The sequence below is a fragment of the Streptomyces sp. NBC_00019 genome (genome assembly GCF_045041015.1).
In the GTDB taxonomy this organism is placed as follows: Bacteria; Actinomycetota; Actinomycetes; order Streptomycetales; family Streptomycetaceae; genus Streptomyces.
Genome location: NZ_CP108302.1, coordinates 7,580,231 through 7,594,318, shown reverse-complemented (window position 1 = coordinate 7,594,318; position 14,088 = coordinate 7,580,231). Strand labels below are relative to the sequence as shown.

At 71.6% G+C, this 14,088-nt stretch carries 12 protein-coding genes; 4 read left to right on the top strand and 8 right to left on the bottom strand.

Going from position 1 to position 14,088, the window contains the following annotated elements:
* Positions 1–23: 23 nt before the first annotated feature.
* Positions 24–437: a rhodanese-like domain-containing protein gene (locus OHU89_RS35835; protein WP_405649112.1), complete on the top strand. Its 414-nt coding sequence runs from the start codon at positions 24–26 to the stop codon at positions 435–437.
* 425 nt (positions 438–862) lie between these two features.
* Here OHU89_RS35835 and recX read toward each other — a convergent pair whose 3' ends face one another.
* The 3 genes from recX to OHU89_RS35820 all read right to left on the bottom strand — a co-directional run bounded on the left by recX (position 863) and on the right by OHU89_RS35820 (position 3,672).
* On the bottom strand, positions 863–1,783 hold the full coding sequence (gene recX, locus OHU89_RS35830) for a recombination regulator RecX (protein WP_405649111.1): 921 nt from the start codon (positions 1,781–1,783) through the stop codon (positions 863–865).
* A gap of 4 nt (positions 1,784–1,787) precedes the next feature.
* Entirely contained in the window at positions 1,788–2,912 is a 1,125-nt protein-coding gene (recA, locus tag OHU89_RS35825; protein ID WP_266887244.1) for a recombinase RecA, read from the bottom strand.
* Between the two features lie 238 nt (positions 2,913–3,150).
* On the bottom strand, positions 3,151–3,672 hold the full coding sequence (locus tag OHU89_RS35820; protein WP_405649110.1) for a hypothetical protein: 522 nt from the start codon (positions 3,670–3,672) through the stop codon (positions 3,151–3,153).
* A 199-nt stretch (positions 3,673–3,871) separates the two neighbouring features.
* On the opposite strand from OHU89_RS35820, the gene OHU89_RS35815 reads away from it, so the two are divergent.
* Positions 3,872–4,282: a hypothetical protein gene (locus tag OHU89_RS35815; RefSeq protein ID WP_405649109.1), complete on the top strand. Its 411-nt coding sequence runs from the start codon at positions 3,872–3,874 to the stop codon at positions 4,280–4,282.
* Between the two features lie 12 nt (positions 4,283–4,294).
* Here the strand turns inward: OHU89_RS35815 and OHU89_RS35810 are convergent, their stop codons facing one another.
* A complete protein-coding gene (locus OHU89_RS35810; protein WP_405649108.1) occupies positions 4,295–5,542 on the bottom strand; it encodes an AI-2E family transporter in 1,248 nt (415 codons plus the stop codon).
* A gap of 60 nt (positions 5,543–5,602) precedes the next feature.
* Positions 5,603–5,797, bottom strand: a complete 195-nt coding sequence (locus OHU89_RS35805) for a DUF3046 domain-containing protein (protein ID WP_266887252.1) — start codon at positions 5,795–5,797, stop codon at positions 5,603–5,605.
* 80 nt (positions 5,798–5,877) lie between these two features.
* Here OHU89_RS35805 and OHU89_RS35800 point away from each other — a divergent pair, with 80 nt between their 5' ends.
* The gene (locus tag OHU89_RS35800; protein WP_405649107.1) at positions 5,878–6,822 is read left to right on the top strand and encodes a hypothetical protein; all 945 of its coding nucleotides are present in this window, start codon (positions 5,878–5,880) and stop codon (positions 6,820–6,822) included.
* Positions 6,823–6,855: 33 nt separating this feature from the next.
* Here the strand turns inward: OHU89_RS35800 and OHU89_RS35795 are convergent, their stop codons facing one another.
* Genes OHU89_RS35795 through OHU89_RS35785 form a run of 3 tightly spaced genes read right to left on the bottom strand, consistent with a single transcriptional unit; the run spans position 6,856 to position 8,740 of the window.
* On the bottom strand, positions 6,856–7,161 hold the full coding sequence (locus OHU89_RS35795) for an AzlD domain-containing protein (protein ID WP_266887257.1): 306 nt from the start codon (positions 7,159–7,161) through the stop codon (positions 6,856–6,858).
* Entirely contained in the window at positions 7,158–7,877 is a 720-nt protein-coding gene (locus tag OHU89_RS35790) for an AzlC family ABC transporter permease (protein ID WP_266887259.1), read from the bottom strand. Before OHU89_RS35790 ends, OHU89_RS35795 begins: the two co-directional genes overlap by 4 nt.
* Complete coding sequence (locus tag OHU89_RS35785) at positions 7,778–8,740, bottom strand: AraC family transcriptional regulator (RefSeq protein ID WP_405649106.1); 963 nt, start codon at positions 8,738–8,740, stop codon at positions 7,778–7,780. Before OHU89_RS35785 ends, OHU89_RS35790 begins: the two co-directional genes overlap by 100 nt.
* A gap of 307 nt (positions 8,741–9,047) precedes the next feature.
* Between OHU89_RS35785 and OHU89_RS35780 the strand changes: the two genes are divergently transcribed.
* Positions 9,048–13,898 (top strand): ATP-dependent helicase, encoded by a 4,851-nt coding sequence (locus tag OHU89_RS35780; RefSeq protein ID WP_405649105.1) that lies wholly within the window; start codon positions 9,048–9,050, stop codon positions 13,896–13,898.
* The last annotated feature ends 190 nt before the right edge of the window (positions 13,899–14,088 follow it).

Below are 14,088 nucleotides of genomic sequence, written 5' to 3'. Positions count from 1 at the left end.
CGGGCACGCGGGAGGAGCAGCGGGTGGGCGGCCTTCGTGACGGCTCGGGCGAACTCCCGGTCGGCATCGACGAGTTGCTGGAGCGGGTCCGCGAGGGCTACGAGCGGATCGAGGCCCGGGAGGCGTACGACGCCGCCCGGCGCGGGGAGGCGCTGCTGGTCGACATCCGCTACGCCGCCCTGCGCGAACGGGACGGACTGGTTCCCGGCGCCCTCGTCGTCGAGCGCAACGAGCTGGAGTGGCGCCTCGACCCTCGGGGCAGCCATCGCGCCCCCGAGGCCACGAGTCACGATCTGCGCGTCGTGGTGATCTGCAACGAGGGTTACGCCTCCAGCCTGGCGGTCGAGTCACTGCATCGGCTGGGGCTGCGCCGGGCCACGGATCTGGTGGGCGGGTTCCAGGCGTGGAAGGCCTCGGGTCTGCCCGTGGCGTCGTAGGGGCGGGACCTCGGTCGATCTCGGGTTCGCAGTGGAGCGGGGCGGCGTCGGCGCTGCCTTTGGTGACGAGGCGGACCGGGATCGTGGCGACCGTGTCCCTGCCCTCGACGTCTTCGCCTCGCTGCAGGGCGAGGGCGTTGTCCACCGCCAACTCTCCGGTGCCCGTCGCCGAGTTGGCGACCATGGCCGCGAAGTGCCCGTCCTTCAGCGCGACCAGGCGACGAGGCCCTCCTCACTCACCCCTCGTGGCAGGCAATGTAAGGCGGCGCCGACTGAGCGGTGACGCCGAGGGACGGAAGCCGTGCGGGTCGGGCACCTGTGCCGACTCTCTGTCGGGGTTCCTTCGCGGCCCCGTGAAGTCTTCCGCGAGCCCAGCCCCGGCACGCTCCCTGGCCCCAGCTCCCCGCCAAGCTCAGCCTGCGGTTTCAGAACCCCTCGTCGAGGAACTCCGCGTCCTCGCCCTCCTCTTCGAGCGCCTGCCGGACCACCCTCAGGGCCATGCCCTCGGGGTACCCCTTGCGGGCGAGCATGCCCGCGAGGCGGCGCAGTCGCTTGTCGCGGTCGAGGCCACGTGTGGAGCGCAGCTTGCGGGCGACGAGGTCGCGCGCGGTCGCTTCCTCCTGCTCGGAGTCGAGCTGTGAGACGGCCGCGTCGATCAGTGTGGAGTCGACGCCCTTGGTGCGCAGCTCCTGGGCGAGGGCGCGCCGGGCCAGTCCCCGGCCGTGGTGCCGGGACTCCACCCAGGCTTCGGCGAACGCACTGTCGTTGATCAGCCCGACCTCCTCGAACCGCGACAGCACCTCCTGCGCCGCCTCGTCCGGGATCTCCTTCTTGCTCAGGGCGTCCGCGAGCTGTTTCCGCGTGCGCGGGGTCCCGGTGAGCAGGCGCAGACAGATAGCCCGTGCCCGCTCGACCGGGTCCCCTGAAGACTCCCCCTGCTCGGCCCTCGACGAGGAGGGAGCGCCTTCGTCCGCACCGGACGACTCCCCGCCGCGTCGCTGCCGACGCCCACGGGAACCGCCCTCGCCACGGGCCGCACGGCCCCCACGGGCGCCACCGCGCCCACGCCGGGAACCGCCGCCGGACGGCACCGCGCCGTCGCCCGGCTCCTCGTCGTACGGCGCGTCATGGCCGTACGGCTGCCCGGCACCGTAGACCCGGTCGTCGCCGTACGCTCCCCCGGTGCCGTACGACGCGGCGCGACCGTGTCCCCCGTTCGCACCGCGCCCCGCATCGTCCCCGTACGCATCGCCGCCCGGCCCGGAGAATCCCCCGTTGCCTGCCCCGCCCCGCTCGCGCGGAGCATCCTGGTGGGCGTACTCGGCCCAGTCGGTTCGTCGTGTCACGGGGTCAGCTCTTGGCAGTCGCGGCCTTGGGCTTGGCGGCCTTGGCCGCCGGAGCGGGCACCGTCTTCGCGGCGTCGTCCGACGAGGCGGTGACCGCGGCGTCAGCGCCCGGCTCGGCGGTCGGCTCCTGCGGCCGTACGCCGACGCCCAGCTTCTCCAGGATCTTCTTCTCGATCTCGTTGGCCAGGTCGGGGTTGTCCTTCAGGAAGTTGCGGGCGTTCTCCTTGCCCTGGCCGAGCTGGTCGCCCTCGTACGTGTACCAGGCGCCGGCCTTGCGGACGAAGCCGTGCTCCACACCCATGTCGATCAAGCCGCCCTCGCGGCTGATGCCGTGCCCGTAGAGGATGTCGAACTCGGCCTGCTTGAAGGGCGGCGCGACCTTGTTCTTGACGACCTTGACGCGGGTGCGGTTGCCGACCGCGTCCGTGCCGTCCTTCAGGGTCTCGATACGGCGGATGTCGAGTCGCACCGAGGCGTAGAACTTCAGCGCCCGGCCACCGGTCGTGGTCTCCGGGGAGCCGAACATCACGCCGATCTTCTCGCGGAGCTGGTTGATGAAGATCGCGGTGGTCTTGGACTGGTTGAGCGCACTGGTGATCTTCCGCAGGGCCTGGCTCATCAGACGGGCCTGCAGACCGACGTGGCTGTCACCCATCTCGCCCTCGATCTCCGCGCGCGGGACGAGTGCTGCGACGGAGTCGATGACGATGAGGTCGAGGGCGCCGGAGCGGACCAGCATGTCCACGATCTCCAGGGCCTGCTCGCCGTTGTCCGGCTGGGACAGGATCAGGTTGTCGATGTCGACGCCGAGCTTCTTCGCGTACTCGGGGTCGAGTGCGTGCTCCGCGTCCACGAAGGCGACCTGGCCGCCGGCCTTCTGTGCGTTCGCCACCGCGTGCAGCGTCAGCGTGGTCTTGCCGGAGGACTCCGGTCCGTACACCTCCACCACGCGGCCGCGCGGCAGGCCGCCGACGCCGAGGGCGACGTCGAGCGCGGTCGACCCGGTCGGGATGACCTCGATGGGCTCCATCGACCGCTCGCCCATGCGCATGACCGCGCCCTTGCCGAATTGCCGTTCAATCTGTGCGAGAGCGGCTTCCAGGGCCTTCTCGCGGTCGGTTCCTGCCATGGGTTCCACCCGATTTGCTTGAGTCGATCGCTTCACGTCAAAGACGCTAACGCCTGCCACTGACAATGGGCCCCGACGCCCGTCCGGCCTGTGGATAACTCGGTCACTTCTCCACCGAAACCGTGCTGAAACACCCGCCGCGCGCCTCACCGGAACTTCCATAAGAATGGATGTTCGATTTTCGTGTCAAGCGCACCACGCGGCACTTCCGGGCGGTATGTGTGGCGGCGTTGTGAAGCTAGCTCAGCAGGGCCGACCGCATGTCGTGGCAGCGGTCGATGAAGCGGCGGCGCGCCCAGAGGGCCCACCAGCAGAACCCCACCACCCCGATCGCGAGGACCAGCGGAAGGATCCACGCGCCGGCGCTCACTCCGAGAGTGAGTGTGCCGATCGCGATCAGACCCATGAAGCCCAGCCAGTACGGCAGCCACCGGCCTCCCCGCTCGACCCGGCCCAGTTCCTCCTCGATCAGCCGTCGCATGGTGGCCCGCTCCTCGGGCGCCTTCGGCACCTCACGGTGCCGGATCTTGCGGTTGAGCTCGGCGATTCCACGCGCGTCGGTGCCGGTGGCACGGCTGGCCCTGCGACGCTGTGCTGCCAGGAACCCAATGGCGATGGTGGTGCAGAGCGCGCCTTGAACCACCCACCAGACCGGGTTCTCATGCCGCCGGAACAGGGCGGTGAGCCCCACGAGCAGCGGGAAGATCAGGACCGCCTGCGCGGTGAGACTGTGGTCGAGCCAGCGCTTGAAGGCGCGCACGGCACATACCTCCTCGGAGTCCACGAAATACCCCTGTCGCTTCCGAATACCCCGCCGGGACGGGCCTATTGAGGGTTCTCCGGCGCCGCGCGGCCCGGTATGCCGCCCGAGGTTCCGGGCCGACGTGCTTCCCCCGTCGTACGACCGGTGCCTCCGGCCGTACGACGACGGGACGGGCTCGCTTCGCGAGCCTTGGGTCATGGAGACCACGAAGAGCGCCTACGAGCCCGTGAAGCCCGCCGAGGAAGGCACCATGCCGACACGCACTCCCGCCGTCACCGCCACCCTGGCCGCCCTGCTCCTGCTGGCCGCATCCATCGCAGGCCAGATCGCCGCCGGTGCGGACTACCCGGCCGTCCCGCCGGGCCTCGTCATCCCGCTGGTGGCGGCGGGACTGCTGTTCTGGCGCACCAGCCGCCGGACGGCCGGGCTCGCTCTCACGGTCGGCCTGTTCATCGGCGCGGGCGCATTCCTGACCCCGAACACCGGCGACCACCTCGCGTCGGGGGACACCGCGCTCATCATCTCGACCGGCGCCGAAATCATCGCTCTCGCCGGGCTGGTCGTCGCCGGGGCCGTCGCCACGCTGCGAAAGGCCACGAGGGTCTGACAGGCACGCCTCTCAGGAGGCGTCGTCCGTCGAGTCCCGCTCCCCGGGCCGCCTCGTCCACAGCGCACGCGCGCGCGTGAAGAGGTTGGAATCCGACAGGCGGTGACCGTGGACCCGGGGGTCGTCCGTGACGTCGTACCGCTTCACATACGCCCCCAGGAACGCCTGCAGCGTGGCGACCGCCGGAATGGCGATCAGCGCACCCACCGCACCGAGCAGGGCGGTACCGGCGATGACCGAGCCGAAGGCGACGGCAGGGTGGACGTCGACGGTCTTCGAGGTCAGCTTGGGCTGCAGCACGTAGTTCTCGAACTGCTGGTAGATCACGACAAAGATCAGCACCCACAGCGCGTACCAGGGATCGACCGTGAACGCGATCAGCATCGGCAGGGCGCCCGCGAGATACGTACCGATCGTCGGGATGAACTGCGAGACCAGCCCCACCCAGACGGCGAGCACGGGCGCGTTGGGCACCGCCAGGGCCTGGAGCAGGATGTAGTGCGCGACACCGGAGATCAGCGCCATCAGACCGCGTGAGTACAGATAGCCGCCGGTCTTGTTGACGGCGATCTCCCAGGCCCGCAGCACCTCCGCCTGCTTGGCGGGCGGCAGGACCGAGCAGAGCGCACGGCGCAGTCGCGGGCCGTCCGCGGCGAAGTAGAACGAGAACAGCGCGACCGTCAGCAGCTGGAAGAGCCCGCCGAGAACCTGGGCGGACACGTCCAGGACGCCGGTGGCGCTGTTCTGCACGTAGTTGCGCAGCCAGTCGGAGCGCAGCAGCCCCTCCTGCACGTCCACCCGCTTCAGGTCGGTGTGGAAGTGCGTGTTGATCCAGTTGATGACGGAGTCGATGTAGGCGGGGAAATCCTCGACGATCTTGATGATCTGGTTCGCCAGCATGGTGCCGAGCAGGGTCACGAAGCCCGCGGACACGATCAGCACGGCGAGGAAGACGAGGAAGGCGCCCAGCCCCCGGCGCACCCCGCGCGAGGCCATCCAGCTCACCGCCGGTTCGATGGCCAGAGCCAGGAAGAACGCGATGAGGACGTTGATCAGCAGCCCGGTGAGCTGGTGGAAGGCCCATGTGCCCAACTGGAAGGCGGCATAGAGGGCGAGCGTGAGCACCACGGCACGCGGGATCCAGCGTGGCATGCGCGAGTTCGCCCCGGTGGGTCCGTCGGCCAGGGGCCGGGTGGGCGGCGTCGTGCCGAACGGCGACGCGTGCTGGGGGACCTCGTCGGTCTCGTCGGTGGGTGCCACGGAGCAAGTTTCGCCCACGTGGCCGACAATGCGCTGCCCCCCTCCGATCTTAGTGACCGGTCAGCGCTGTTCTTGTGGCACGTTCATGACGCCGCACACCACACGCCACACGTCTTTGGCTTCCCAGCCACAGTCCAGCGCCTCGTACACCGTGCGCCCACCGAGCTCCGCCATGACGTGGTCACGCGCGAAGTTCTCGGCGGAGCCCGGACCGAAGTGCTCCGCCATCCGCTGCCAGAAGACCGTCAACCGCATGACACCAGTATCCCGCCCCTGAGAGTGGGCCTCGGCCGGGACCGCTTGCCGAGAACGCTTTCCGTCCTACGGTCTGACGCATGGCCGAAACAGGAGCTTCCCCACTCCCCCCGTCGCCCCCGGCGCACTCCCCGCTCTTCCGCGCCGAGCACTTCGTCTGGCTCACCGCGCGCGTGCTGGAACAGCGCCTCTTCGCGCACCACTTCCTGAACGGGAACGCCGACCCGGTGGAGACCGCGCTGGACGCCTACCGCAACGAGGACGGCGGATACGGCCACGCGCTGGAACCCGACCTGCGCGGCCCGGTCAGCCAGCCGCTGCACGCCGGTCACGCGCTGCGCGTCCTGGACGCCATCGGCCGCTGCGGCGGGCAGCGTGTGGAACGGGTGTGCCGCTATCTGACATCGGTCTCCAGCCCGGACGGCGCCCTGCCGGCGATCCGTCCCAGCCAGCGCGGCTATCCCGCGGCCCCGTTCATCCCGATCGTGGACGACCCGCCCAGCGAGCTCCTCGCCACCGGCCCGGTGGTGGGCCTGCTGCACCGCAACGAGGTGTGGCACGCCTGGCTGTTCCGGGCCACGGACTTCTGCTGGCACGCGGTCGAGTCCCTGCGGCAGTCGCACCCGTACGAGGTGCAGGCCGCCGTGGCCTTCCTGGACTCCGCTTCCGACCGTCCGCGCGCGGAGGCGGCCGCCGACCGGCTCGGGCGCCTGGTGCGCGAGCACCGTCTCGCGGCACTGGACCCGGAACACCTCGACTCCTACCCGGTGTCGCCCGGCTACGCCCCGGGCGAGCACCACTTCCCGCACGACTACGCGAGGACTCCGTACTCGCTCGCGCGCGCGTGGTTCACGGACGAGGAGATGGAGCACTCCCTGGACTTCCTCACGGGCGAACAGCAGGAGGACGGCGGCTGGCCGATCCGCTGGCGCCAGTGGGCCCCGAGTGCGGCCCTGGAGGCACGCCCCATAGTGACGATCGAGGCACTGCGCACCCTGAGGGCGTACGGCCGCTCGATCGGCTGATCTCCACGCGACGGCCGCCCGGTCGGCTGATCCTCACCCGATGGCCCGCACGCCCGCCGTCACCACCACGGCTGCCGCGACAACGAGCAGGAAGGGGGCGCGCAACACCAGCGCGAGCGCGGCCGCCGCAAGCCCCGCGACCCTGGCGTCCAGCACGAGGTCGCGCCCGTCGGCGAAGGTCTGCTGAGCCGTGAGCGCGGCAAGCAGGGCGACCGGCAGCAGAGCGGCGAGCCGCCTGACGAGAGGCCGCTCCAGGGCACCCGCGGGGACGAGCAGCCCGAGGAGCTTGACGGCGTAACAACCGAGCGCGGTGACACCGATCGCGATCCAGACGTTCACCGCTTCCCCCTACGACGTCCCTGAACCCACAGCACGAAGGGCGCCGCAAGAGCGGCCGCCAGGACAGGCACACCGGCGGGCAGCACAGGCAGCAGACCGAGCCCCAGCAGGACGGCGAGCCCGGCGACGGCACGCTCGGTGGCGGTCCTGAGCATCGGCGCGAGCAACGCCAGGAACACAGCGGGCCCGGCCGCATCGAGGCCCCACGCGTCCGTGTCGCCGATCGCCTCGGCACCCAGCGCACCGAGCAGAGTCGTGAGGTTCCACAGCACGTACAGGCTGAGCCCCGTGACGGCGAACCCGATGCGCACACTGCGCCGGGTGGGCTGGGCCAGCGCGACCGCCGCCGTCTCGTCGATGACCCACTGAGCGGCAAAGGGCCGTACCGCGCGCGGAAGGGCGAGCAACTGTGAAAGACGCAGCCCGTAGAACGCGTTGCGCACACCCAGGAAGAACGCCCCGGCGGCCGCGGTCAGCGGATTGCCACCGGCGGCGAGCGCGCCCACGAGCGCGAACTGGGACGCCCCGGTGAACACCAGGAGACTGAGCGCACAGGTCTGCAGCAGGGTGAGCCCGCTGCCCGCCGAGGTCACCCCGAAGGCGAACCCCGACAGTCCTACGGCGACCCCGACCCCGAGGGCGTCCCGTACGACGGCGGCGTCCGGCCTTCCTCCGTCGTCGGCGCGTGTGTCTGGGAGAGCTGTCTGTTCTGGCACGCATCGGACGGTAGGACCAATGCCCGCCCGCCGTCTTGTACGTTCTTGCGCTCGCGCTGATACGCCCCGGGAGGCACGCCGACGATCCGGGTGAAGTGCCGGTTCAGATGCGGCTGATCGGTGAACCCCACGGCAATGGCGGCCTCGGCCGGAGAGGTCCCCGCGTCCAGCAGCCGCCGGGCCCGCCGCACCCGCGCATCGGTCAGCCAGGCATGCGGCGGCATCCCGTACGCGTCCCGGAAGGCCCGCAGCAACGCGAACGGACCGGCACCGAGCTCCGCGGCCAGCCGCTCCAGGGTCGGCGGCGCGACCATCCGTTCCTCCAGCACACCACGCGCCCGTGCCGCGACCCGCGCCCCCGCCGTCCGCACCTCCCGCTCCGGCAACGCCCCACCGTTGAGCCGCAGCAACCGGGTCACGGCAACCCGCAGCAGCGTGTCGGCGGCCAGCGCGTTCCCCTCGTCCGCGGCCCGCAGCACCTGATGCACGAGCCCAGCGGCATAGGGATCGTCGAGGACCGGGCTGACAAACCCCGGCGTACCGCGGATCGCCGTGGTCTCACCGGCGATCTCCGCCACCACCTCGGGCGACGGATACACCGCCCCGTACCGCCACCCCTCGGGCACCCCCGCCCGCCCGGTATGCGCGGTGTCGGGATTGACCAGCGCGAGCGACCCGGCCCCCGCATACCGATCGGCACCCCGATAGTGAAAAACCTCCACGCCATCGGCGATGGCGGCGATCACGAAGTTCTCGTGCGTGTGCCGCACAAAGTTCTTCCGCACGTACCGGGCCCGCAGCAGATCGACCCCCGGCAGTTCGGCGTACTGCCAGTGCCTAGCCCGCTCGCCGGAACCCGCCATACGACCATTGTCGGTCACGGTGTGCACCCCCGCGGCGAGGCACCGGTGCAACGGCGAGCAGGGGACGTACCGGGGGGGTCCGCCCGCAGCGTCGGGCGACCAACCAACAGCACAGCCCAAAGAGACAGCCCCGCCCGACCGAGGACGGACACCCCCCGGTGCGGCACCGACCCACAACGAACCGCCATGCGCAACGCGAACCCCCACCGAACCGCACAGGCCGCCGCAGGCATCAAGGCGCACCCCCACCACCGGAGGTAATCCGCAGTTCAGAGCCGTTGTCAGTACCCGGGTGCAGGATGGACACATGGTCAGCGACGCACGCCGAGCCCTGGACGGCTTCTCCCCCGCCACCCGCGGCTGGTTCACGGGAGCCTTCGACGCGCCCACCGCAGCCCAGGCCGGCGCGTGGAACGCCATCAAAGAGGGCTCGGACGTCCTCGTGGTCGCTCCCACCGGCTCCGGCAAGACCCTGGCCGCCTTCCTCGCCGCCCTGGACCAGCTGACCTCCACACCCCCACCCGCGGACCCGCGCAAGCGCTGCCGGGTCCTCTACGTCTCCCCCCTCAAGGCCCTCGCGGTCGACGTGGAGCGCAACCTCCGCAGCCCCCTGACCGGCATCCGCCAGGAATCCGTCCGCCTCGGCCTCCCGGAGCCCGAGGTCAAGGTGGGCATCCGCTCCGGCGACACCCCCGCCGCCGAGCGCCGCGCCCTTTCCACCCGCCCCCCGGACATCCTGATCACCACCCCGGAGTCCCTGTTCCTGATGCTGACGTCGGCCACCCGCGACGCGCTGACCGGCATCGAAACGGTGATCCTCGACGAGGTGCACGCCGTCGCGGGCACCAAACGCGGCGCCCACCTCGCCCTCTCCCTCGAACGCCTCGACGAACTCCTCCCGAAGCCGGCCCGCCGCATCGGCCTCTCCGCGACCGTCCGCCCGGTCGACGAGGTCGCCCGTTACCTCTCCCCTCGCCGCAAGGTGGAGATCGTCCAACCGAAATCCGGCAAGGAATTCGACCTGTCCGTCGTGGTCCCCGTGGAGGACCTGGGCGAACTGGGCGGCTCCCCGGTGGCCGACGGCACCGAGGGCGCAGAACGCCCCTCGATCTGGCCCCACGTGGAGGAGCGCATCGCCGACCTCGTCCAGTCCCACCGCTCCACGATCGTGTTCGCCAACTCCCGCCGCCTGGCCGAACGCCTCTGCAACCGCCTCAACGAGATCGCCTACGAACGGGCAACAGGCGAAACCCTGGACGAACACCACGCCCCCGCAGAACTCATGGGCGGCTCAGGCGCGGCCCAGGGCGCACCCCCGCTCATCGCCCGCGCCCACCACGGCTCGGTCTCCAAGGAACAACGCGCCCTCGTCGAAGAAGACCTCAAGGCGGGCCGCCTCCCCGCGGTGGTCGCCACCTCCAGCCTCGAACTCGGCATCGACATGGGCGCGGTGGACCTGGTCGTCCAGGTCGAGTCACCCCCCTCCGTAGCCTCCGGCCTCCAACGCGTGGGCCGCGCGGGCCACCAGGTGGGCGCGGTCTCCACCGGCGTGGTCTTCCCGAAGTACCGAGGCGACCTGGTCCAGGCAGCGGTCGTCACCGAACGCATGCGCACCGGCTCCATCGAGTCCCTGAAGGTCCCCGCCAACCCCCTGGACGTACTGGCCCAGCAGTTGGTCGCGATGACGTCGATGGACACCTGGCAGCTGGACGACCTCCTCGCCATGGTCCGCCGGGCCGCTCCCTTCGCCTCCCTGCCCGACTCCGCCTTCACCGCGGTCCTCGACATGCTCGCGGGCCGCTACCCGTCCGACGCCTTCGCGGAACTGCGCCCCCGCGTGGTCTGGGACCGGGTCGCCGGCACGATCACCGGCCGCCCCGGCGCCCAGCGCCTCGCCGTCACCTCCGGCGGCACGATCCCCGACCGCGGCCTCTTCGGAGTGTTCCTCGCCGGAGCCGACCCGAAGAAGGGCGGCGGAAGGGTGGGCGAGCTCGACGAGGAGATGGTCTACGAGTCGCGAGTCGGCGACGTCTTCACGCTCGGCACCAGCTCCTGGCGCATCGAGGACATCACCCGCGACCGCGTCCTGGTCTCCCCCGCCCCCGGTGTCCCGGGCAGGCTCCCCTTCTGGAAGGGCGACCAGCTGGGCCGCCCGCTCGAACTCGGCCGCGCGGTGGGCGCGTTCCTCCGCGAGGTCGGCTCGCTCCCCAAGGACAAGTCCCGCCCGCGCCTCCTCGCGGCAGGCCTGGACACCTGGGCGGCCGACAATGTCCTGGCGTACCTCGCCGAACAACGCGAGGCCTGCGGCCACATCCCCGACGACCGCACGATCGTCGTGGAGCGCTTCCGCGACGAACTCGGCGACTGGCGCGTGGTCGTCCACTCCCCCTTCGGCGCCCAGGTGCACGCCCCATGGGCCCTCGCCCTGGGCGCCAAGCTCTCCGAGCGGTACGGCATGGACGCCCAGGTCATGCACGCCGACGACGGCATCGTCCTACGGCTTCCCGACGCCGACCTGATGGGCCTGGACCTGCTCGACCAGGAACCGACCAAGCTCGGCACGGAGTACGACGCGGACCAGGCCCCCGTGGGCGCCGCGGACGTCGTCTTCGACAAGGGCGAGGTCGACCAGGTCGTCACCGACCAGGTGGGCGGATCGGCCCTGTTCGCGTCGCGCTTCCGCGAGTGCGCCGCCCGCGCGCTCCTGCTGCCGCGCCGCAGCCCGGGCAAGCGCACCCCGTTGTGGCAGCAACGCCAGCGCGCCGCCCAACTGCTCCAGGTCGCCAGCGAGTTCGGCTCGTTCCCGATCGTCCTGGAGGCGGTCCGCGAGTGTCTCCAGGATGTCTTCGACGTCCCCGGCCTCGTCGAGCTGATGGGCGACCTGGAGTCCCGCAAGGTCCGCCTGGTCGAGGTCACCACCCCCGAGCCGTCCCCCTTCGCCCGCTCACTCCTCTTCGGATACGTCGCCCAGTTCCTGTACGAGGGGGACTCACCGCTCGCCGAGCGCCGCGCGGCGGCCCTGTCCCTCGACTCCCGTCTGCTGGCCGAACTGCTCGGCCAGGCGGAGCTGCGCGAGCTGCTCGACGCCGAGGTGCTGGCCGAACTGGAACAAGAACTCCAGTGGCTCACCGAGGACCGCCGGGCCAAGGACGCCGAGAGCGTCGCGGACCTCCTCCGCCTCCTGGGCCCCCTCACGGACACGGAGCTGGCCGAGCGGGGAGCGGAGCCGCAGTGGGCGCAGGAGCTCGCCCGAGCCCGGCGCGCGATCAAGGTCCGTATCGCCGGCACCGACCACTGGGCGGCGATCGAGGACGCCGGCCGCCTGCGCGACGCACTGGGCACAGCACTGCCGGTCGGCGTACCGGAAGCCTTCACGGAACCGGTCAAGGATCCGCTCGGCGACCTCCTCGCACGCCATGCCCGCACCCACGGCCCGTTCACCTCGGCGGCCGCGGCGGCCCGGTTCGGCCTCGGCGTGGCGGTCACGGAAGGCGCGTTGCAGCGCCTCTCCGCGAACGGACGTGTCGTACAAGGCGAGTTCCACCCCGCGGGCATCGGCCAGGAGTGGTGCGACGCCGCCGTACTGCGCCGACTGCGCCGCCGTTCCCTGGCCGCGCTGCGCCACGAGTTGGAGCCGGTCTCCCCACCCGCCCTCGCCCAGTTCCTCCCCCAGTGGCAGCACATCGGCAAGGGCCACGGGCTGCGTGGTGCCGACGGACTGGTGCGCGCGGTCGAGCAGTTGCAGGGCGCCTCCGTGCCCGCCTCCGCCCTGGAGAAGCTGGTCCTGCCGTCCCGCGTCGCGCACTACACCCCGGCGATGCTCGACGAACTCACCTCCGCGGGCGAGCTGGTGTGGGCCGGAGCGGGCTCCCTCCCCGGCAAGGACGGCTGGGTCTCCCTCTATCTCGCCGACGCGGCGCCCCTGCTCCTGCCGCCACCGCACCCCTTGGAGCTGACGGCACTTCACGAGTCCGTCCTGACCACCCTCTCCGGCGGCTACGGCCTGTTCTTCCGCCAGATCGCCGACCAGGTCCGAGCGACCACCCACCCCGACGCCACCGATCCCCAACTCGCCGACACCGTCTGGGACCTGGCCTGGTCCGGCCGCCTGACCAACGACACACTCGCACCGATGCGCTCCCTGCTGGGTTCGGGCCGCACAGCCGGCTCCACGGCCCACCGCGCCAAACGCACGGTCCCGCGCGGCCGCTACGGCTCCCTCACCGGCGCCGCCCGCCCCGCCTCCCGAACCGGCCCGCCCACGGTCGCCGGCCGCTGGTCCCTGCTGCCCGACCGGGAGCCCGACCCCACCCTGCGCGCGCACGCCCTGGCCCGAACCCTCCTCGACCGGCACGGCGTGGTGACCCGGGGCGCGGTCTCCGCGGAAGGCGTCGAGGGCGGCTTCTCGGCGACGTACCGCATCCTGTCCGCCTTCGAGGAGACCGGCCAGGCCCGCCGCGGCTACGTCGTGGAAGGCCTCGGCGCCGCCCAGTTCGCCATGGACGGCGCGGTAGACCGCCTCCGCGCGGTGGCCAACGCCCGGGAACGGGGAGACGGCCTGCCGGGCGCGAACACCGGCTTCGGCGCCCCCAGCACACAGGACACCTTCGAGGCGCCCGCCGGTACCGCCCCCGCCGAAGGCTTCGCCGACTTCGACTGGCTGGACGAGGCCCCACGCTCCCCCGGCGACTACGTCTCCCCCCGCGACCTGGCCTCACCGGCAGGCCGCCCCGTCACCCCCCACCGGACCCCGGCCCGCACCCCCGAATCCCGAGCCGTCGTCCTCGCCGCCGCCGACCCGGCGAACGCGTACGGCGCCGCCCTCCCCTGGCCGGAGCCCCCGACCGGCGCCGGCCACAAGGCAGGCCGTAAGGCGGGGTCCCTGGTGGTCCTGGTGGACGGCGAGCTGACGCTCTACATGGAGCGCGGCGGCAAGACCCTGCTGGCCTGGCCGGAGGACCCGGACGCCAAGGCCACCGACGACCCACGCCTCCAGTCGGCCGCCGAAGCCCTCGCCACGGCCGCCCGCGCGGGCTCCCTCGGCACGGTCACCGTGGAACGCGTCAACGGCGCCTCCGCCCTGACCTCCCCCATCGGCACCCTCCTGGAAGGAGCAGGCTTCATCGCCACCCCCCGAGGCCTGCGCCTGAGGGCCTGACACACCCAGCCGCCCTCTGGCCCTCGCCTATTGGCCGACGGCCACCGAGACCCGGTCGCGCCCCGCGGCGGAGCCGCATATCGATACAGCCCCGCGCCCCTGGTAGCCACATACAGCCCGCACCCGCCACACGACAGCAGGCCCCAACCCGTGAGGCGCCCAACCACCACACCACGCCACCCCGTGCCAC

What these genes read in the sequence shown, in the direction of transcription:
- recA (WP_266887244.1), bottom strand. Translation starts at nt 2,912, where the DNA reads ATGGCAGGAACCGACCGCGAGAAGGCCCTGGAAGCCGCTCTCGCACAG.
- OHU89_RS35815 (WP_405649109.1), top strand. Translation starts at nt 3,872, where the DNA reads ATGGAGACCACGAAGAGCGCCTACGAGCCCGTGAAGCCCGCCGAGGAA.
- OHU89_RS35805 (WP_266887252.1), bottom strand. Translation starts at nt 5,797, where the DNA reads ATGCGGTTGACGGTCTTCTGGCAGCGGATGGCGGAGCACTTCGGTCCG.
- OHU89_RS35800 (WP_405649107.1), top strand. Translation starts at nt 5,878, where the DNA reads ATGGCCGAAACAGGAGCTTCCCCACTCCCCCCGTCGCCCCCGGCGCAC.
- OHU89_RS35785 (WP_405649106.1), bottom strand. Translation starts at nt 8,740, where the DNA reads ATGGCGGGTTCCGGCGAGCGGGCTAGGCACTGGCAGTACGCCGAACTG.
- OHU89_RS35780 (WP_405649105.1), top strand. Translation starts at nt 9,048, where the DNA reads ATGGTCAGCGACGCACGCCGAGCCCTGGACGGCTTCTCCCCCGCCACC.